The organism is Variovorax sp. 38R, from assembly GCF_014843395.1.
GTDB classification, from domain to species: domain Bacteria; phylum Pseudomonadota; class Gammaproteobacteria; order Burkholderiales; family Burkholderiaceae_C; genus Variovorax; species Variovorax paradoxus_H.
The window spans coordinates 1,246,249-1,263,756 of sequence record NZ_CP062121.1 but is presented as its reverse complement, the minus strand read 5'-3'; the positions used below and the strand labels follow the sequence as shown (position 1 = coordinate 1,263,756).

Below are 17,508 nucleotides of genomic sequence, written 5' to 3'. Positions count from 1 at the left end.
TCTCCGGCATGCAGCCTCGGTGGGCTGCTTTTTGAATAGGCGGCCGGACGATAGATTCCGTGTGACCTAGGGTCAAATAAAATAACAAGGCCTATTCAATACAAAAAACATATGGACATACGCGCCCTGAGGTACTTCGTGGCCGTGGCCGGCACCGGCCACATGACGCGCGCCGCCGAGCAGCTGGGCATCCAGCAGCCGCCGCTGAGCCTGCAGATCAAGGCGCTGGAGCGCGAGCTGGGCGTGCTGCTGTTCAAGCGCCACCCGCGCGGCGTGGCGCTCACCGACGCCGGCCGGCTGTTCCAGGCCGAGGCGCTGCGCATGCTGCAGGACATGGAGGCCATGAAGCAGCGCATGGCGCGCGTGGCCCAGGGCCAGACCGGCACGCTCGCGGTCGGCTTCACCAGCTCGGCCGCGGCGCACCGCTTCATGCCCGAGGCGCTGCGCGCGTTCCGCCGCGCTCACCCCGGCGTGGAGCTGCAGCTGCGCGAAGACAACGCCGCCGAACTCACCGAGGCGTTGGCCGCGGGCCGGCTGCACTGCGGCCTGCTGCGCGTGCCGGTGGCGCGACCTGAAGGGCTGGTGTTCGAGACGCTGCTGCGCGAGCCGGTGTGGGTCGCGATGCCGAGCGATCACCGCTTCGCACCTACAAGTGGCAAGAAGCCGGCGAAGCCACTGTCGCTGTCGAAGCTCTGCGAAGAAGGCATCATCCTCGTGCGCCGCCCGGGCGCGCCCGGCCTCTATGCAGAGCTGCTCGCGCTGTGCCACGCGCAGGGCCTGCGCCCGCGCGTGGTGGCCGAAGTCGATCGCATGATGACCAACCTGAACCTCGTGGCCGCGGGCGTCGGCCTGTCGGTGGTGCCGACCTCGATGACCGGCGTGCACGCGCACGCCATCGCCTACACGCGGCTGGCCGATGGCGGCCAGCTCGACGCGCCGCTCACGCTGGTGTCGCGTGCGGACGAAGACAACCTGCCGGCGCGGCACTTCGCGGCGCTGCTGCGCGGACTGGCCGAGGGGAAGCCCGTCGCATGACCCAGCCGCTGTTGCGCCGCCATTTCCTGCAACGCATCGGCTTCACGGCTGCGTGCGCGTTGCCGCATCTGTCGCACTCGGGCTCGTCGCCCTGGCCCAGCCGCCCCGTGCGCCTGATCGTGGTCTACCCACCGGGCGGCGTGAGCGACGGCATGGCGCGCGCGCTGGCCGAGCCGCTGGCGCAGTCGCTGGGCGTGCCGGTGCTCATCGAACACCGCGCCGGCGCGGGCGGCAGCCTGGGCATGGACGCGCTCGCACGCGCCACGCCCGACGGCCACACGCTGGCCTTTTCCGCCATCAGCCCGCTGACCCTGCACCCGCTGCTCGCGCGCGCGCCCTACGACCCGCTGCGCGCCTTCGCGCCCGTGGCGAGCGTCATGCGCACGCCGGTGCTCGTGGTCGGCACGCCGGCCTTCGCGGGCCGCGGCTTTGCAGAGCTGATCGCACTGGCGCGCCGCCAGCCCGGCGCGGTGCGCTGGGCCACCTCGGGCGTCGCGACCATCGGCCACATGGTGCTGGCGCAGGTGCGCATGCAAAGCCGCACCGACATCACGCACATCCCCTACCAGGGCGGCGGCCCGCAGCTCAACGACGCGCTCGGCGGGCAGTTCGAAGTGCTGTCGACCAACGTCGCGGCGCAGCAGCTGCAGTACATCGAGAGCGGTCGCCTGCAGGCGCTGGCCGTCGGCGCACCCGCGCGCATCGAGGCGCTGCCTGCGGTGCCCACGCTCGCGGAGCTGGGCTACGAGAAGGCGAACCGCGATTCGCTGTTCGGCATCTTCGCGCCCGCGCGCACACCGGCAGCGGTGGTGCAGCGCCTCAACGCCGAGATCAACCGGCTGCTGCAAGGTGACGCGCTGCGTGCGCGCCTGCGCGAGGCCTACAACCTGCCGGCCGGAGGGAGCATCGACGACTTCGCGCAGGAGATTGCGGCCGACCGGCGGCGCAACCGCGCGCTGGTGGCGGGGGCGCGGGCGCAGTTCGATTAGGGCGGTGCCGCCGTCCAGCCAAAGCCCGCGTACCAGGGGCTGAAGCGCGACGGGTGCTGTTCGATGTCGACCTGCCTCACCGCGCTGGCCAGCGCCGGCGACACGTTGCGCAACGCCGTCACGGTCCATGCGCGGTCGAGCTGCTTGAGCAGGCGGGCCTCGCAGCCGGGGCTCTCTCGCAGGCCGACCGGCGCCAGGCCCAGCTGCACTGCGACGTGCCCCTGGGCGGCCGCCCGTTCCCAGAGCACGCGCCGGCGCTCGGAGCCCAGCAGTGTCAGCTGGCGCAGTTCGTACTCGCCGGCCGGCAGCACGCCGGGCACGGCGTTCACCTGCAGGCGCACGTCCTTGCCCAGGCCGTTCCGGTCGGCGTCGAAGAGCCACTCGAAGTGATCGGTGGGCACCTGCGCCTGGATCGCCATCAGGCAGGGCGCGGGCAAGGGTTGCGTGCCCTGCAGCGTCTGGCGCGTGAGCACCATCAGCTCGGCGGTCTTCGACACCAGCGACAGCGGGACCGGTTCGTGGTCGCCCGCCACGATCTGCGCGTCGACCGCGGCAGGCAGCGCCGGCACGGTGGCGGCGTTGGCCGCATGCGCCAGCACCTGCGGGAACAGCGGGGGCAGCGTCTTGCCGTTGCCGAAGCTCTCGCCCGTGGCGATCTCCAGGCGATCGGCGGTCAGGCGGTAGTAGCTCGGCAGCGTCGCCTTCACGCCGTAGCCGCCGCGGCGCGTGGTGACGCGTTGGTAGAACTCGCGCGATGTGCTCGTCAGCAGCGGCTGCAGTGCGCGCACCAGTTCCTGGCGCTGCGCGTCGCTGACATCGTTCAGGTCGATGCGGATGCGGTTCGACGGGTAGGTGAAGAGCTTGGCCATGCCCCGCTCGAGTTCCGCGGGGTCCGGCGCGCGCGTCACGTAGAGAACGAAGCCGCCCACGAGCGCGGCCACGCAGGTCGCCAGCGTGAAGTAGCCCGTGAACTTGAAGAAACGCCCGGCCGCCCGGGAGCTCATCCGCCGCTCCAGCGCCCCGAAGACCCGCAGCAGGACGACGCCGACGATCACGACGCCGACCATCAGCAGCACCACGGTGGCTGCGTTGAAGACGAAACTCAGAAAGCCCATGCCGCTGCGTTCAGGCGCAGCGCCCGATGACTCCCAACAACGCGTCAGTCCTCCGCGCGCCAGAGCCGCGGATAGTCGCTCACGAAGCCGTCCGCCGTGACGGCCAGCACCTCCGCATAGTCGAAGCGCTTGGCCTCGTACGCGTACGTGCTCTCGCTGCGCCGCTCGTAGCGCTGCATCAGCTCGCTGAGCCCGCCGTCTTCGATATCGACCCAGGCCGCCGGCGCATCGGCGCTTTCGCCGGCCGCGAGGTTCAGCCGGCGCAGTTGCAGCAGGTTGGTGGCGGGCGTGAAGCCCAGGTCGAGGTCGACGCAGTGCGACATGTCGGACACAGCTTCGTCGTTGAGCTTCCAGTGGCCGCGCGCGTCGCGCGTGATCGACAGGTCGATGGCCGACTCGCCGAGCCAGCCGCGCACGGTGCCCCATTGCGTGTGCCAGAGCAGGTCGCAGCGCACGCGGTAGTGCAGTTGCGCGATGCGCCCGCCTTCGGTGCGGAACACCGCCGCGCCGTCGAGCTGCCAGGCCGAGGCGTTGCGTTCGAGGCGACAGGCATCGTGGCCCGGTGCATCGAGCCTGCGCCAGAGGATGGAGGCGACGGTTTGCATATGCCGCGGATCATGGCACCGGCATGCCGCGGGGCGCAAGCGGCATCCAGCAAAATGCCCTGCATGTCGAAAGCCCTTTATCCGTTGCTGTCTACCCTTCTTGCCCTTCTGACAGCGAGCGCCGGCCACGCGGCCACCGCCTTGAAAGACGGCGACATCATCTTCCACACCTCGCGCTCGGCGCAAAGCGTCGCCGTGCAGCGCGCCACCGGCTCGCGCTACAGCCACATGGGCATCGTGCTGCTGCGAGAGGGCAAACCCTACGTATTCGAGGCCGTCTCGACGGTGCGCTACACGCCGCTGGCGCAATGGACGGCGCGCGGCAACGGCGGGCGCTACGTGGTCAAGCGGCTGCGCGACGCCGACACGCGGCTCACGCCCGGCGCCGTGGCGCGCCTGCATGCGCGCACCTCCGACTTCGCGGGCCGCCCGTACGACCTGACCTTCGAGTGGTCGGATTCGCGCATCTACTGCTCGGAACTGGTGTGGAAGCTCTACGACCGCGCACTGGGCGTGCGCATCGGCGAGCTGCAGAAGATCCGCAGCTTCAACCTCGCCGACCCGGCCGTGCGCGCCAAGATGCGCGAGCGCTACGGCGACACCGTACCGATGGACGAGCCGGTGATCTCGCCGGTGGCGATGTTCGACTCGCCGCTGCTGGTGACGGTCGAATCGCGCTGAACCGCTGCGTCTTTTCGCTACGGCGCCTGCGAACCCCAGGCCGGGCTGAACGGCGCGGCCCGCTCTTCCAGCACCGCATAGCCGATCGCGCACAGGTGCGAGTGAACGCGCTGCAGCTCGCTGATCAGGTCCAGGTGCAGCCCGCTCGTGTCCACGCTTTCGCGGGTGTTGCCCGCGTAGCGCACGAGGTGCGTGTTCGCAAAGGCGCGCTCGAGTTCGCGAAAACGCTGCTCTTCATCGACCAGTTCGCGCGCATCGCGTTGCTGCCGGCCGAGGAACACGCCCAGGCTCAGGCTGAGGGTGGTCATCAACCGCGCATGCAGTTCGTTCACCTCGGTGAGGCCGGCTGCGGACATGCGCCGGCCCGGCCGGATCTTGCGCTCCTCGACATCCAGCAGCACGCGTTCCGCGATGTCGGCCACCTGTTCCATGTTGATCGCGAACGCCAAAATTTCTCCGCGCCGGCGCTGCTCGTCGAGGCTGAGGGCTTCCGGCGCCAGGCGGGCCAGGTAAGCCTTGATCGCCGAGCAGAGGGTGTCGACCGTGTCGTCCAGTGCCCGCAGGCGCTCTGGCAGCCCGAGGTCGTTGTCCTGCAGCGCGGCCGGAATGCCGCGCAGCATGGTCTCCACCACATCGGCCTGGTACACCGCCTCGCGCACCGCGCACGACAGTGCCAGGTGCGGCGTCGGCAGCGCGCTCGCGGCAAGGTGCGGGGTGCGCGCGCCTTCCTTCGGCGCGGTGGGAGAAGGCAGGCACCGCTCGACGAATGCCGACACCTGCGTGGTGAGGCCGATGAACACCAGCGCCACCACGACGTTGAACGCGAGGTGAAAGCCCAGGATGTGCGCCGCGGCATCGGAGCCCGCGGCCTCGGCCCACGCCAGCAGCGCGGGCACGAAGGGCGTGACCAGCGCCACGCCGCCCAGCTTGAACACCAGGTTGCCCAGCGGCACGCGGCGCGCTTCGAGCTTGGCCGTGGCCGTGGTCAGCACGCCCAGCAGCCCGCTGCCCACGTTGGCACCGAGCACCAGGCCCAGCGCGGCGCTCGCCGGCAGCAGATCGGCGGTCGCGAGCACGGCGGTGAGCAGCACGATGGCCAGGCTGGAATAGGCCACCAGCGCCAACGCGGCGCCGACCGTGAGGGCCAGTGCCACGTCGCCGCCCAGGCCGGTGAGCATGCCTTGCAGCGCGCTCATGTGCGTGAGCTCCATCGTCGAGGCGCGCACCAGCTTGAGCGCCAGCATGACGAGCCCCAGGCCCACGAAGATGCGCCCCATCTCGCTCTGGCGCCGGGCCACCGTCATCACCACGCCCACCAGGATGCACAGCGGCGACAGCCACGACAGGTCGAGCGACAGCGCGAGCGCGACCAGGCTGGTGCCGATGTCGGCGCCCAGCATCATCGCCAGTGCCAGCGGCAGCGCGAGCACGCGTTCGGCCACGAAGGACGCGGCCATCAGCGAGGTCGCCGTGCTCGACTGCACGACCGCCGTCACGCCCAGGCCCGCCGTCAGGGCGGCAAAGCGGTTGCCGACGGCGCGCGCGAGCAGGTAGCGCAGGTTCGCGCCGAACGCCAGCAGCACGCCGGCGCGCACGAGCTGGGTGCCCCACACCAGCAACGCGATGGCTGCAACGAGCTCAAGCAGTCGGGTCATCGTGCGTTGCGCCCCTCAATCGACCTTGACACCGGCGTTCTTGACGACCGCGCCCCAGGCCTTGAGCTCGTCGCTCATGAAGCTGGCGAACTCGGCCGGTGTGCCGCCACCGGGTTCGGCGCCGTCGGCGGCGAGCGTGGCACGCAGCGCGGGACTGGCGAGCGCAGACTTCGTGGCCTCCGAAAGCTTGGCCAGCACGTCCTTCGGCGTGCCTGCCGGCGCGAGCAACCCAGCCCATGAGGTCACCGGAAAGCCCTTGATGCCGGCGTCCTGCATGGTGGGGAGTTCGGGCGATGCCGACGAGCGTGCGCCCGAGGTCACGGCCAGCCCCTTGAGCTTGCCGCTGCGCGCATGGCCGATGGCGCTGGGAATGGTCTCGAAGCCGAACTGCACTTCGTTGGACATGAGCGCCAGCATGGCGGGCCCGCCGCCCTTGTAGGGCACATGGCTGGCGTCGATCGATGCGCCGGCGCGAAAGATCTCGCCGGCCAGGTGCGCCGGCGAACCGCTGCCCGACGACGCGAAATAGGTCTTGCCCGGGTTGGCCTTGGCATAGGCCACCAGCTCCTGCACGGTCGACACCTGCAGCTGCGGCGCCACGACCAGCAGCAAGGGGTACTTGGCGACCAGCGCGACCGGCTCGAAGCTCTTGACCGGATCGAACCTCAGCTTGGGATACAGGTGCGGGTTGATCGCCTGGCTGCTCACCGTGCCGAGAAACAGCGTGTAGCCGTCCGGCGCCGCGGCGGCGACGGTCTCCGCCGCGATGTTGCCTGCCGCGCCGGGCCGGTTGTCGATGACGACCGACTGCCCCAGCAGCTCGGTCATGCGCTGCGCCAGCACGCGTGCCAGCTTGTCGGTCGATCCGCCGGGCGCGAATCCCACCACCAGCCGCACGGGCTTGGTCGGATAGGACTGGGCCGCCGCGGGCAACGCGGCCCCCGCCAACAACGCGACCGGCAGGAACGCGAGGGTGCGCCGACGAATGAAATTGAGCATGCGTGTCTCCTTGTATTTATGTGAGCGATCCGGCTCTCGGTGCTGTCGTGGGTCAGCACCGCGGATGGGGGCGGCGCGCCGGCTAGCGCACGTGGTTCAGCGCGAGCGAGAACACGTCGAAATTGCGCAGGCGGCCCGGGGGCACGTCGTGCAACACGCGGTTGAACAACAGCGGCACGCGCTGCTCGGACAACCCGCCGTGCGAACGCAGCGGCACGGTGAGACCCGACAAGTCGTGCTTGGCGGCGGACGTGCCGAGCACCGAGAGCCGGTGCCCGAGCACCACGAGGTCGCCGATGCGGTCGGACGGCAGCTCGAAGCGCTCGCACGCGGCCTGGCGGTCGAGCACCTCCTCGACGCCGTTCAGCGCCGCAATGAGGCGCGCCACCTGCGCGGGGTCGGCACCGTCGCCCAGGTAGACCGTGGCGAACGAGCCCAGCGCACCGTGATGCACGACGTAGGGGTCGGTGATGGGCAACAGCACCCGCGCCGCGCCGGCGCCCAGCTCGCGGTCGAGTTCGTCCTGCAGGAACACGATGTTCGGCACGCCGAGCGAATCGGTCTTGGCGTTCATGCCGTGGTCGGCCGTGATGCCGATCACCGCGCCGCCCTCGTCCAGGCGAGACAGGTAGCGGTCCATCATGGCGTAGAAGCTGTTGGCGCCCTCGGTGCCGGGGGCGAACTTGTGCTGGATGTAGTCGGTGGTCGACAGGTACATCAGGTCGGGACGCTCCGACTCCATGAGCACGACGCCGGCGGCGAACACGAACTCCGACAGTTCGGCGCTGTACATCGACGGCAGCGGCATGCCCACCTTGCGCAGCAGGTCGTCGATGCCGTTGTCGGCCAGGGTCGCGGTGTCGGCCTTCTCGGCCGAGAAGCAGATGCCCTGCAGGCGATGGCCGAGCAGGGAACGCAGCTTGTCCTTCGCGGTGACCACGGCCACCTTGGCGCCCGCGATGGCGGCCTCGGCGAGCAGGGTCGGGGCGCGCAGGTAGCGCGCGTCGTTCATCAGCACTTCGGCGTTCTGCTGGGCATCGAAGAAGTAGTTGCCGCAGATGCCGTGCACGCTGGGCGGCGCGCCGGTCACGATCGACAGGTTGTTCGGGTTGGTGAAGGACGGCATCACGCAGTCGCCCGACAGCACGGTGCCCTTGCGGGCCAGCGACGCAAAGAACGGCGCCACGCCGGCCTGCACGGCCTGGTTGAGGTAGTCCTGCTCGCACCCGACGATGCAGACGATGACGGTGGGCGTGCGGGGCAGCGTGTAGCTGCGTTGGTTGACGGTGATGATGGGTTGGCGGATCATGGATTGCAGCGTATCGTGTGAAAACTGCTGACACAATCGATAAAAAGTCGCGGATACGTGACGAAAGCTCACACCAATGCCCCATCACCTGCCCCCGCTCAACGCCCTGCGCGTCTTCGAAGTCACGGCCCGCGCGGGCAGCTTCACGGAGGCGGCCAAGGAACTCAACCTGACACACGGCGCCGTGAGCCGCCAGATCCAGCGCCTCGAAGCGGCGCTTGGCCAGACGCTGTTCCGCAAGGAGGGCCAGCGCATGGTGGCCACGGTGCATGCCAAGGCCTTCGCGCGCGAGATCAGCGCGGCCTTCGATCACATCGGCGACGCGGCGCGCCGCTACGGCCGGGCCGCAACGAGCAAGGTGATCCGCATCAACGCGCCGGCCACCTTCGCCATGCGGTGGCTGATCCCGCGCCTCGCGGCGTTTCGCGAGCGCCAGCCCGGCACCGAGGTGCGGGTGTCCACGGCGCTGAGCAGCGACCCGATGTTCCAGGGCGGCTTCGACCTGTCGATCCGGCGCGCACCGGGCGACCAGACCCAGTTCGAGGTGATGCCGCTGTTCGCGGAAACGAGCACCGTCATCGCCAGCCCGACGCTGCTCGCGAAGAACAGGCCGCGCCGGCCGGCCGATCTGCTGAAGACCGTGCTGCTGTCCACCGAGACGCGGCCGGGCGACTGGGAAGCGTGGCTGGCGGCGGCCGGGTGCGGCGACCTGCGGCCCCTGCAGCAGTTGCGCTTCGACCACTTCTTCGTCACGCTGCAGGCGGTGGTCGATGGCATGGGCATGGGCATCGGCACCTTTCCGACGCTGTCATCGGACGAGCGGCTGGGCCGCATCGCGCGCGTCTTTCCCGAGCTGGAGATTCCGGGCGGCACCTACTTCGCGCTCTTGCCGCTGGACTCCGACAAGCCGAAGCACCTGCTCGAGTTCCTGAAGTGGCTGCTCGAGTGCGCGGCGCAGGACCCGTGAGTCTGCAGCGCGGACCCGCCCGCTACTGCACCGCAGCCAGCACGCTGTCGAGAAACTGCTTCGCCGGCGTGCCGAAATCTTCAGGCACGTAGTCGCGCGAAAAGTCGCGCGCAAACGCCGTTTCAATGTCCTCGTGGGAACCGAGGTAGTCCGCAATCTCGGCACGCAGCGCGGCCAGTTCGGCCGGGGTGCTCGACTCGCGGTAGGACGCCATGATCTCGGCGCCGGTTTCGCCGAAGAGGATGTCGGCGTCCTGGCCGAAATAAACCTTGGTGAGGTGGTCGATCAGTTCGAATCGCATCGTGGGTCGTTGTGGGGGAGAAATGGTCAGAACGGATGGGCGGTGAGGATGTAGAACGGCTTGCCGTTGTACGTGCGCATGTTCAGCGTCACGCGCACCTTGGTGAGCTGGCTCACGGCGGTGCTGCCGCGTTGCACGCCGATGCCGACCACAGCGCCGATGTCGTGCTCGAAGGCCACGGGCTTGGAGCCCACCGCCGCGGAGCGCGACCACGCGCGAATGGCCCGGGCGTTGGCACGCACGGTCTGGCTGATGGCCGACTCGGCCGTGGCGAGGTCGAAGAACGACGACGAGCGCTGCAGGCTGGGCTTCTTCGCGAAGCGGTCGAACAGCTCTTGCGCCGACTTGCCCACGTGCTCGCGGATGGTGTGGCCGCCGGCCTTGGAGCCCGCGATGCCCTCGTGCTCGATGAGGCGCACGGGCTCGAGCTTGAAGCGGCTCGCGCGCACCGCAATCACGCGCGACACCGCCACCCCGCCCGCCACGAAGAGCGGCACCGCCACATCGACCGCGAGCCCGACCTGCGCGCCCGTTTCGGGCGAGGCGCCCAGCGCCTGCGCGGTGGCATCGGCCGTGAGTGCGGTGGCAGTGCGTTGGGTCTGGCCGGTCCAGATCTGGCGCGCGGCCGTGGCGGTGACGTCGCTGCCATGCGCGCCCAGCACCACGCAGCCGACCTTGCTGGCCATGGTGGGCTCGGGTGCGACGCACAGCACGCCGGCGCCGACCAGTTCGATCACGCCACCGATCAGCGCCGCCGTGCCCCAGAGCCGGTTGCTGAGGCTGGCCGACTCGGGCACGTCTTCGCCGCCGAGCACCGCCGCCATCTGCACCGGCGTCAGCGCGACCGACAGGCCGCCTTCCACCTCGTCGTCGTCACCCATCGTGCATTCCTTTCCGTTCGCCACCTGCGTGGGGATTGAAATTCCGCCGCATTCTTGCACGCGACACGGGCGCGGGCGAACATGCGGCGAGAGCGAGACAATTGTCACCGTGAGTTCCCAGCCAGCGCCCCCCGCCCCTCCGATCCGCCGCATCGCCCACCTCGACATGGACGCGTTCTACGCGTCGGTCGAGCTGCTGCGCTATCCGCAGCTCAAGGGGCTGCCGGTGGTGATCGGCGGCGGCCGGCGCCGCGTCGACGAGGCGATCCGCGAGCTGCCCGAGGGCGCCACGCTGGCCGACATTCCCATCGAGGCCTTTCCGCGCCTGAAGGACTACACGGGGCGCGGCGTGATCACCACCGCCACCTACCCCGCACGGCAGTTCGGCATCGGCTCGGCCATGGGGCTCATGAAGGCCGCCAAGCTGTGCCCGCAGGCACTCATCCTGCCGGTCGATTTCGACGAGTACCGGCGCTTCTCGCGCACCTTCAAGCAGGTCATTCTGGAGGTCGCGCCGCTCATGGAAGACCGCGGCGTGGACGAGGTGTACATCGACTTCACCGACGTGCCCGGCGGCCAGCGCGACGGCGGGCGCTCGCTGGCGCGGCTGATCCAGAAAGCCATCTTCGACGCCACAGGCCTGACCTGTTCGATCGGCGTGGCGCCCAACAAGCTCATCGCAAAAATGGCCAGCGAGTTCGAGAAGCCCAACGGCATCTCGGTGGTCTACGAGCACGACCTCGAAACCCGCATCTGGCCCCTGCCCTGCCGCAAGGTGAACGGCATCGGGCCGAAGGCCGACGAAAAGCTCAAGCGCTTCGGCATCGAGACGGTGGGGCAGCTCGCGGCGCGCGAGCGCGGCTGGCTCATCGACACCTTCGGCAAGGCCACCGGTGCGTGGATGCACGAAGTGGCCTGGGGCCGCGACAACCGCCCCGTGGTGACCGAGAGCGAGCCCGTGTCGATGAGCCGCGAGACCACCTTCGAACGCGACCTGCACGCGGTGCGCGACCGCGCCGAGCTGGGCGCGATCTTCACGCACCTGTGCGAGAAGCTGGCCGAAGACCTGCAGCGCAAGGGCTACGTCGGCAAGACCATCGGCATCAAGCTGCGCTACGACGACTTCAAGATCGCCACGCGCGACCAGACCATCGACCGCTTCACCGACGACGGCAAGACCATCCGCCAGATCGGCGGCCAGTGCCTCAAGCGCGTGCCGCTGGAAAGGCCGCTGCGCCTCTTGGGCGTGCGCGTGGGCGCACTGGCCAAGGCGGGCAGCCCCGAGGCGCTGGCGCCCGCCGGAAGCGCACGCAGCGCGGAGCCGGTGGCGACCACGGCGTCGCTCTTCTGATCGCTTCCCCGATGATCCGACGCTGGCTGCGACGCATCGCCCTCACCCTGCTGGGGCTGCTGCTCGCGATCACGCTGTATGTGGCCGTGGCCTGCGCGCTGGTCTTCTTGCCGGCGAACGCGAAACCACCGGTCGAGCCTGCGGCCGTCGAGGCCTGGGTGCTGAGCAATGGCGTGCACACCGACCTGGTGTTTCCGGTCCGTTCGGCCACGGTCGACTGGCTGCAGCTCTTTCCGCTGTCCGACTTCAAGTCGCCGCCGCCCGATGCCGAGTTCGTCGCCATCGGCTGGGGCGACCGCGAGTTCTATCTGCACACACCGACCTGGGCCGACCTCACGGCCGCGCGCGCCTTCGGGGCGCTGTCAGGCGGCAATCGCTCGCTGCTGCACGTGACTTACCTGCAGCGCACGCAGCTGCGGCGCGGGGCCTACAAGTTGCCGCTCACGCAGGCGCAGTACGCGCAGCTCGTAGCCCACGTGCGCGCCACGCTGCCCTCAGGCCGCGCGGTGCCGATCGCGGGCGCGCACTACGCGAGCGACGATGCCTTCTACGAAGCGAAAGGCAGCTACCACCTGTTCGAGACCTGCAACACCTGGACTGGGCGCGGCCTGCGGCAGGCGGGCGTCACGGTGAGCCGCTGGACGCCGTTCGACTTCAACGTGACGTGGCATCTGCAGCCGGTGCTGCAGCGCTGACGATCTTCAGGGCTTGGGCACGCCCGTCGACCACGTGGGCCAGTTCTTCACGATGTGATCGACCACGCGCGTGCCCACCAGCGCGATGTTCTCCACCGTCTCGGCAAAGCCGCCCGCCGTCTCGCCTGGTGCCGGGTCCAGGTGCTGCAGCGTGGTTTCCTTCGGGTTGCCCTGGTCGAAGTTGACCGCGCCGCGCAGGCTCATCACGCGGTCGGTGCCGTGGGTGCGCTTGATCACGAGGGTGATGGCGGCGGCTTCCATTTCGGTGATCACGTAGTCGTCGGCGCCGTAGAGCTTGGCGATGTACTGCGCCTGCTTCGACATGCCGGGGCCGTGGAAGAAGGTGTCGCCCGTCATGTGCGTGCCGGTGCCCACGAAGGGCGCGCGGCGTGCGGCGGTATCGGCGTAGCGCAGGCGGTATTTGCGGGCCGATTCCGAGTCTTTCAGCGGCGTGTCGGCCGACAGCTTCATGGCCCAGCCGACGAGGTCGGGGTTGAGCTTGAAGCGGCGGTACTCCTCGTAGCCCTTGCGCGGCATGAAGGTGGGTTCGCCGGGCTTGTTCTCTTCGGGCGCCCAGCGGTGGCCGAGGTCGTAGTCGACGAGCCAGGTGGCCCAGCTCACCTCGCCGATGGTGCCGCGCTGCGGCGGCGTGCCGGCCACGCCGGAGATCACGTAGTAGGCCTGCGAGAAGTCGAACTGCGGGTTCAGCAGAATGGCCTGCATCGACGACGACGAGTTGACCTTGCCCATGCCCAGCACCGCGCCGCACACGCCGTCGGTGTTGCAGTACACGGGCTGCAGCGCACCGGGCACGGCCATCGGCTTGGCCCCCTTCCAGTAGCGCTCGTACCAGTACTGGAACTCGCCGGCGCGGTCGCCGGTGTTCTGGCCGATCTCGAACATGGCGGCGACGAACACCTTCACCTTGACGGGTGCGGCGGTAACTGCAGCAGCAGCGCGCGTGTCGGCGGTGGGCGAAGTGGAGGCACAGGCCGTGGCGAGCAGCACGGCGCCGCACAGCGCCAGGCCGCGGGCGCCCAGGGAAAAGCGGCGTGAGTTGAGGAGGGACATGGGTGGAATCCGAAGAGAAAGAAGGAAGGGAAAGCGCACCTCGGTAACAGCGTGAGCGTGCGGCGTCCTACACCGCACGATTGTCGATGCTGGCACAAGCGCGATGTCATGCCTTCGATGCAAACCCCATGCCGGCCCGCACCGGCGTCCGCCCTGCCCCTGGCCCGCGGCCTGGTCTACGTGAACCCCGGCATGCCGGGCATCCGCCGCTTGAAGTGGGGCGACAGCTTTCGCTACCGCGACGCACACGGCCGCTGGGTGCGCGACGCCGACACGCTGGCGCGCATCCGCCGCCTGGCGATTCCGCCGGCCTACACCGAGGTGTGGATCTGCCCGCTGCCCAATGGCCACCTGCAGGCCACGGGGCTGGACGCGCGCGGCCGCACGCAGTACCGCTACCACCCCGACTGGCGCACGCTGCAAGATGGCACCAAGTTCGAGCGCCTCGAGGCCTTCGGGCGCGCCTTGCCCCGTTTGCGCGCCCGCGTGGCGCGCGACCTGCGCGCCGGCACCAAGACCCCCGGCCGCGCGCAGGTGATCGCCACGCTGGTGCGCCTGCTCGACACCACGCTGCTGCGCGTGGGCAACGAGGCCTACGCGAGCAGCAACGGATCGTTCGGCCTCACCACGCTGCGCAACCGCCATGCGGCGGTGCAAGGCTCGGCGCTGCGGCTGCGCTTTCGCGGCAAGAGCGGCGTGACGCACGAGGCCCGCGTCGACAACCCACGCGTGGCCCGCGTGGTGCGCCAGTGCCAGCAGCTGCCGGGCCAGGCGCTGTTCCAGTACACGGACGAAGCGGGCGAGGTGCGCGGCGTGCCGTCCAACGACGTGAACGACTACATCGCCGACGCCACCGACAAGGGCGACGGCGAGCGCTTCACCGCCAAGGACTTCCGCACCTGGCACGGCACGGTGCAGGCGCTGGAACTCACACGGCTGGCCTGCGCCTGGGAGGGCGACGAGCGCCGGCCCGGCGCCAAGGACATCCTCGCGGCCGTCGCGCGGCAGCTCGGCAACACGCCGGCGGTCTGCAAGAAGGCGTATGTGCACCCGGCCGTGCTGGCGCTGGGCGAGGCGCTGGCGCGCGCCGACGACACGGCGGTCACGGGCACGCTGCTGGAGAAGATCGCGGCCCGTGCCGCCACGGCCGGCCCGGCGCGCGGCCTGGTCGCGGCGGAGCGGCGATTGCTCGCCTTCCTGCGGGCGCCTCAGCCTGCGGCGAGGGCGAGGCGCACGGTGTCGGCGTCGAGCAGCACGGCGTAGCCGAGGTCTTCGGCCAGGTTCTGCAGCGCCACGGTATCGATGGCCAGGGCGCGCGGCGCGCGGTGGGCGTCGAGCACCGCGTTCGTACCGCCGGCCTCGCGCACCAGGGCGCGCAGGCGCAGCGCATCGGCGCCGTCGGGCTCGATGCAGATGGTGCCGATCTCGTCCACGCCGTCGTGCAGGTAGCCCAGCGCGCCGAGGAACAGGTAGCGCAGCGCAGCGGCATTGGGCCAGCGCGGCTCGTCGTCCTGCGGGGCCGCGAGTGCGTCATCGACCTCGAGCGTCACGCCGTGCAGGTCGAAGGCCGAGCGCATCAGCGTCATGCATTGCGCCACCAGCGCGCTGCGCGTGATGCCGTCGTCGGTGGTGGCCAGTTCCCAGTCGCGCAGCGAGCGGATCGCGCCGACCAGCTCGGACACCTGGTTGTCGATGAGGTTCACGCGGTCCTCGCAGGCGGCGGGGTCGACGGGGTCGGCCGCCACCTGGCGCTTGAGCATCAGCACCGCCATGCGGATCACCGAGACGGGCGCCGTCATGTCGTGCCGCAGCGCCGGCAGGGCGCGCGTGAGCAGCTCGTGGCGCACGCCGGCCGCAATCCAGCTGCGGGCGCTGGGGGACGACTTCATCGCGGTGCAGCGGCCCGCAAGGGCGCGCGGCCCGAGTGGCGGGAGGCGGCAGGGAACACGGTCACGGGAGGATTCCTGAAGGCGGGAACAAGGCCACGAGTATCGGGCCCGCTCCGCGCCGCGGCTGTAGGAGCCTGCCTACGCCCTGCCCGCGCCGCCGCGCGTCAAGCCGCTGGCTTGCCGAGGTAGGCGCGCACGTCCTTCACCTCGACCCCGGCCGCCGCGACGGCCGAGCGCAGCTGCGCCTCCGTCACGCCCAACGTCTGGGTCCAGTAGCGAACCTCGTGGAGTTCATTGACATTGACGCGGGCTGCATCCTGCGGTCCGCGCTTGCTCAGGTCATCGGCCATGGGAAAGTCTCCTCGGTAGATGCTTTCACCATGCCGCGTCGGCGCGCCGCTCGTTAGAGGACAGCAGCGCGCGCCCGTGCAGGAAAAGTCCGAGGACCGGCCCGATGGGTTTCAGGACGCGCGGGCCCGTGCCTGCAGCTCCCGCTTGAGCAGCTTGCCATTGGCCGTGGTCGGCATCGCGTCGATCACCTCGACGCGCGCGGGCCGCTTGTAGGGCGACAGGTGCTCGACCAGGTGCGCGCGCAGCGCCGCCTCGTCGAGCGCCGCGCCGGGGTTCAGCTCGACGAAGGCGACGATCTGCTCGTTGCCGTCGGCCTCGGGCACGCCGACCACGGCGCACAGGTGCACGCCGGTGAAGCGGCCGATCACCGCCTCGACCTCGGCCGGGTACACGTTGAAGCCCGAGCGGATGATCATTTCCTTCAGCCGCCCGACCACGAACAGCGCGCCGTCGGCGTCGAAGCGCCCGAGGTCGCCGGTGGCGTACCAGCCGCCCGGGCGCATCACCTGCGCGGTGGCGGCCGCATCGCGGAAGTAGCCCAGCATCAGGCCCGGGCCGCGCAGCCAGATCTCGCCGGTGTCGCCGGGTGCGGCTTCGGCGCCCTCGGCCGTGACGATGCGCCCCTCGCCGCCCTCGACCACATAGCCGGCCGAGGTGTCGGCGCGCGGCGCCTCGGTGCGCGTGAGGAACACCGAGCCCGCGTACTCCGAGAGGCCGTAGCCGTAGTGCAGCGGCTGGCCGAAGCGCTGCTCCACGCGCTGCTTGAGCGCGGGGTCGAGCGGCGCGGACCCTGTGTACACGTAGCGCAGATTCGGAAAGCGCGGCGCGAGCTGTTGTGCCTCGATGTGCGCCAGCAGCCGCGCGTACATGGTCGGCGGCCCGAGCAGGTTCGACACCTGCCCGTGCGCCAGCGCTTCGAGCATGTCGGCCGGCGAGAAGTTGGCGCGCAGCACCAGCGCGGCCCCGCCCGTGAGCGCGGCCATCAGCACGGTGCCGATGCCGAAGATGTGGGTCATCGGCAGGAAGGCGTAGACGCGGTCGTGCGTGTCGAGCGCACGCACCGCCGCCGACACGCGGCCGAAGTGCAGCAGCCCGCGGTGCGACACCATCACGCCCTTGGGCGTGCCCGAGGTGCCTGAGGTGAAGATGATCGCGGCGGCATCGGCCAGCGCGGCGTCGGGCTCGGGGCGGGCTTCGGCGCGCGCGGCGGTGAACATCACGCCGGACAGCGTGGCCGGCACGGCCGACGCGCGCTGCGCGTGCGTGCGCGCGGCATCGGACGCATCGGTGGTGAAGCCGCACAGCCGCGCGTCGGCGCGTTCGGCAATGGCCGCGATCTCGCCCGGCGACATGCGCGCGTTGACGCCGCACGACCATGCGCCCACGCGGCTGCAGGCCAGCAGCAGCGCGATGTGGGCAGCACAGTTTTCGGCCACCAGCACCACGCGGTCGGTCGGCCGCACACCGGCGGCGAGCAGGTCGTTCGCGGCGGTCTCGACCATGGCCTGCAGCGCGCCATACGTCGTGGTGCCCTCAAGTTCGTACAGAAACACCGCGTCCGGCGTGCGGGCGGCGCGGTCTTCGAGCAGGTGATGAATGCGTGATGGCTGCATC

At 70.2% G+C, this 17,508-nt stretch carries 18 protein-coding genes; 7 read left to right on the top strand and 11 right to left on the bottom strand.

Annotation, left to right across the window (positions count from 1 at the left end):
* Nucleotides 1–111: 111 nt before the first annotated feature.
* Nucleotides 112–1,035 carry a LysR family transcriptional regulator gene (locus IG196_RS05630; RefSeq protein ID WP_192195353.1) on the top strand — a complete coding sequence of 308 codons (924 nt, stop codon included), beginning with the start codon at nucleotides 112–114 and terminating at the stop codon, nucleotides 1,033–1,035.
* The gene (locus IG196_RS05625; RefSeq protein ID WP_192195352.1) at nucleotides 1,032–2,024 is read left to right on the top strand and encodes a Bug family tripartite tricarboxylate transporter substrate binding protein; all 993 of its coding nucleotides are present in this window, start codon (nucleotides 1,032–1,034) and stop codon (nucleotides 2,022–2,024) included. Before IG196_RS05630 ends, IG196_RS05625 begins: the two co-directional genes overlap by 4 nt.
* Here IG196_RS05625 and IG196_RS05620 read toward each other — a convergent pair.
* Nucleotides 2,021–3,139: a hypothetical protein gene (locus tag IG196_RS05620; protein WP_192195351.1), complete on the bottom strand. Its 1,119-nt coding sequence runs from the start codon at nucleotides 3,137–3,139 to the stop codon at nucleotides 2,021–2,023. The genes IG196_RS05625 and IG196_RS05620 overlap by 4 nt on opposite strands.
* Nucleotides 3,140–3,183: 44 nt before the next feature.
* On the bottom strand, nucleotides 3,184–3,744 hold the full coding sequence (locus IG196_RS05615) for a putative glycolipid-binding domain-containing protein (protein ID WP_192195350.1): 561 nt from the start codon (nucleotides 3,742–3,744) through the stop codon (nucleotides 3,184–3,186).
* Between the two features lie 63 nt (nucleotides 3,745–3,807).
* Between IG196_RS05615 and IG196_RS05610 the strand changes: the two genes are divergently transcribed.
* Nucleotides 3,808–4,425: a YiiX family permuted papain-like enzyme gene (locus IG196_RS05610; protein WP_225616934.1), complete on the top strand. Its 618-nt coding sequence runs from the start codon at nucleotides 3,808–3,810 to the stop codon at nucleotides 4,423–4,425.
* Nucleotides 4,426–4,442: 17 nt separating this feature from the next.
* On the opposite strand, the gene IG196_RS05605 is transcribed toward IG196_RS05610, so the two are convergent.
* The 3 genes from IG196_RS05605 to phnA form a co-directional block, all read right to left on the bottom strand.
* Nucleotides 4,443–6,080: a Na/Pi cotransporter family protein gene (locus IG196_RS05605; protein WP_192195348.1), complete on the bottom strand. Its 1,638-nt coding sequence runs from the start codon at nucleotides 6,078–6,080 to the stop codon at nucleotides 4,443–4,445.
* Between the two features lie 15 nt (nucleotides 6,081–6,095).
* The gene (locus tag IG196_RS05600) at nucleotides 6,096–7,079 is read right to left on the bottom strand and encodes a Bug family tripartite tricarboxylate transporter substrate binding protein (RefSeq protein ID WP_192195347.1); all 984 of its coding nucleotides are present in this window, start codon (nucleotides 7,077–7,079) and stop codon (nucleotides 6,096–6,098) included.
* 82 nt (nucleotides 7,080–7,161) lie between these two features.
* Nucleotides 7,162–8,388, bottom strand: coding sequence for a phosphonoacetate hydrolase (gene phnA / locus IG196_RS05595; RefSeq protein ID WP_192195346.1), 1,227 nt, complete (start codon nucleotides 8,386–8,388; stop codon nucleotides 7,162–7,164).
* Between the two features lie 76 nt (nucleotides 8,389–8,464).
* Here phnA and IG196_RS05590 point away from each other — a divergent pair, with 76 nt between their 5' ends.
* Nucleotides 8,465–9,355 (top strand): LysR substrate-binding domain-containing protein, encoded by an 891-nt coding sequence (locus IG196_RS05590; protein ID WP_192195345.1) that lies wholly within the window; start codon nucleotides 8,465–8,467, stop codon nucleotides 9,353–9,355.
* Between the two features lie 22 nt (nucleotides 9,356–9,377).
* Here the strand turns inward: IG196_RS05590 and IG196_RS05585 are convergent, their stop codons facing one another.
* Nucleotides 9,378–9,656 (bottom strand): contact-dependent growth inhibition system immunity protein, encoded by a 279-nt coding sequence (locus IG196_RS05585; RefSeq protein WP_192195344.1) that lies wholly within the window; start codon nucleotides 9,654–9,656, stop codon nucleotides 9,378–9,380.
* A 26-nt stretch (nucleotides 9,657–9,682) separates the two neighbouring features.
* The gene (locus tag IG196_RS05580) at nucleotides 9,683–10,537 is read right to left on the bottom strand and encodes an RNase A-like domain-containing protein (protein WP_192195343.1); all 855 of its coding nucleotides are present in this window, start codon (nucleotides 10,535–10,537) and stop codon (nucleotides 9,683–9,685) included.
* 166 nt (nucleotides 10,538–10,703) lie between these two features.
* Between IG196_RS05580 and dinB the strand changes: the two genes are divergently transcribed.
* Nucleotides 10,704–11,888 (top strand): DNA polymerase IV, encoded by a 1,185-nt coding sequence (gene dinB, locus IG196_RS05575; protein WP_192196925.1) that lies wholly within the window; start codon nucleotides 10,704–10,706, stop codon nucleotides 11,886–11,888.
* 11 nt (nucleotides 11,889–11,899) lie between these two features.
* The gene (locus tag IG196_RS05570) at nucleotides 11,900–12,583 is read left to right on the top strand and encodes a TIGR02117 family protein (RefSeq protein ID WP_192195342.1); all 684 of its coding nucleotides are present in this window, start codon (nucleotides 11,900–11,902) and stop codon (nucleotides 12,581–12,583) included.
* A 6-nt stretch (nucleotides 12,584–12,589) separates the two neighbouring features.
* On the opposite strand, the gene IG196_RS05565 is transcribed toward IG196_RS05570, so the two are convergent.
* The gene (locus IG196_RS05565; RefSeq protein WP_192195341.1) at nucleotides 12,590–13,654 is read right to left on the bottom strand and encodes a purine-nucleoside phosphorylase; all 1,065 of its coding nucleotides are present in this window, start codon (nucleotides 13,652–13,654) and stop codon (nucleotides 12,590–12,592) included.
* A 108-nt stretch (nucleotides 13,655–13,762) separates the two neighbouring features.
* Here IG196_RS05565 and IG196_RS05560 point away from each other — a divergent pair, with 108 nt between their 5' ends.
* Complete coding sequence (locus IG196_RS05560; RefSeq protein WP_192195340.1) at nucleotides 13,763–14,917, top strand: DNA topoisomerase IB; 1,155 nt, start codon at nucleotides 13,763–13,765, stop codon at nucleotides 14,915–14,917.
* Here the strand turns inward: IG196_RS05560 and IG196_RS05555 are convergent.
* The 3 genes from IG196_RS05555 to IG196_RS05545 all read right to left on the bottom strand — a co-directional run bounded on the left by IG196_RS05555 (nucleotide 14,863) and on the right by IG196_RS05545 (nucleotide 17,507).
* Complete coding sequence (locus IG196_RS05555) at nucleotides 14,863–15,543, bottom strand: hypothetical protein (protein WP_192195339.1); 681 nt, start codon at nucleotides 15,541–15,543, stop codon at nucleotides 14,863–14,865. The two genes, IG196_RS05560 and IG196_RS05555, sit on opposite strands and share 55 nt — an antisense overlap.
* 164 nt (nucleotides 15,544–15,707) lie before the next feature.
* A complete protein-coding gene (locus tag IG196_RS05550) occupies nucleotides 15,708–15,893 on the bottom strand; it encodes a DUF3606 domain-containing protein (protein WP_192195338.1) in 186 nt (61 codons plus the stop codon).
* 111 nt (nucleotides 15,894–16,004) lie between these two features.
* Nucleotides 16,005–17,507, bottom strand: coding sequence for a class I adenylate-forming enzyme family protein (locus IG196_RS05545; protein ID WP_192195337.1), 1,503 nt, complete (start codon nucleotides 17,505–17,507; stop codon nucleotides 16,005–16,007).
* Between the last annotated feature and the right edge of the window lies 1 nt (nucleotide 17,508).